At 38.2% G+C, this 1,647-nt stretch carries 1 protein-coding gene; it reads left to right on the top strand.

Features of this window, described 5'->3' with window-relative positions; all coding sequences use genetic code 11:
* Positions 1 to 61: 61 nt before the first annotated feature.
* Positions 62 to 499, top strand: coding sequence for a hypothetical protein (locus DYY66_RS05625; protein WP_166286943.1), 438 nt, complete (start codon positions 62 to 64; stop codon positions 497 to 499).
* Positions 500 to 1,647 lie beyond the last annotated feature (1,148 nt).

The raw sequence follows: 1,647 nt of genomic DNA, 5'->3' as shown, positions 1-1,647 counted from the left end.
TATGATTATGATCAACAACAAATAAAGAAGTTTATCTAGCCTTGCGTGATTTTCTAGTCTAGTGAAATTACTACTATCTCTTGTTGTTGCATTTGTCTTTGTGTCTTCTATTGCAAGCTCATATGCCCAGATTGGACAAAATAACATCTCAATCTATGTCCAGGTTAAAGTAGAAAACTCTGATGGTGCACTTGTTGCATATCTTGAGACAGACAAGGTAACAGTAACAGATTATGCAAAATTGAATTCACTTCTTGATGCCAACTCACCTACTTTGCATAAAAAAATAGTATCAACAGGGAGCCAAAAATATGAACTCTTAAAGGCAACTGCTGTACAGGTATATCCATCTAGTACTATTGTCTCTTTGAATCTAATTTCTGTACAGCAAGACAATACTCCAGACAAACTGTTGGCTTATGCAGATCATGATGGTTATCCTGTTGTCAAGGGCGACAAGGCTACTGTATACTGGACTATACTACGGCCTGTTTCCTGATTCTGTTTGACAAAAGTACCCCTACACTGATAGCAAAGAATACGGAAAGCGAAACAAATCTGTATGGCTGGCTTGTCTGGTTTGTTATTGCAACCAAGAGCGGTGATGTTAACAATATGCCAAGTATCATTATCATCATGGAATCAGCATGGNAAAAACAACATCACTGTAACAGGAAGCAAAAAGATCAGTATGATGTAGTCAAATCTCATCTGCATTGCCATGTCTGTAAATCCCTGCCAAAACTCTTCACCGTTAATTCCCATCTCTTGTTTGGGTAAAATATTGCTAAATGCTCCAAACGAGCTTACCAATATGACTATGATAACTCCATAGGACGCAAGAGAATACATTTTTGATCTTTTTGAAAGGTTTGAGCGTGCAACAAAGTACAGACTCATTGGAAGAAATGCTACAGTGAGTGCCTTGGAAAATATTGAAGCAAAGTATGACACAGGTGATGGATGCCAGAATCTCTGGACCAAGTATATCGAAAAAAGATACAAGAGTATCCATGAATTGTCATAGGTTGCACTAGTACTGTATGAAACAAATATGTCGCTTTGAAGCAACAGTGCCATGGATATGATTCCTGCAAATTTTTTCTGTGTTATGCTTGCAGTGAAAAAGTAAACAAGCAAGAGTAATGCAATGCTTGTGATAAACGGAATTACCCTGATGTTTCCAAAGATGTGCAATGAAGCTGAAAGAAGCAGGTATCTTACATGGGGCTCAAAGCTGTGCGCAAAGTCTGCAATAGTCCATGTCTGGACTCTGCTCTTTACATCCTTGTAGTCTACCCATGTCTCCTCTTTTGCAAGTGTTCCTGCAGTTATGGCACAAAAAATCACAAGTATTGTGATTATTGTAATGATGGCTTGTTTTTTTGAGATCTCAAAACTTGTAATTTTTTTCAACAGGTCTCTTCCCTTTGATTTTCTATAATATGCAAAACCAATTCCCAAGACCAAGATGTTTGCCATAATCAATGGAACTGCAAGAAATCCTGGAGTAAGAGGGTCAATCACATCTGTCTCTAAAATGTCTGCATGAAATGGACTAGATGCTCGAACTAGAAGGGCAGGAAAGACAAGAGATGTAATGCTGACAAGTACAATAACCAGTGTGGGAATAAAGACTGCCCATGG

It is taken from the genome of Candidatus Nitrosotalea sp. FS, assembly GCF_011319475.1.
GTDB lineage: Archaea > Thermoproteota > Nitrososphaeria > Nitrososphaerales > Nitrosopumilaceae > Nitrosotalea.
Note: the sequence above shows the minus strand (reverse complement) of the source record. Positions and strands in the feature narration are given on the sequence as shown.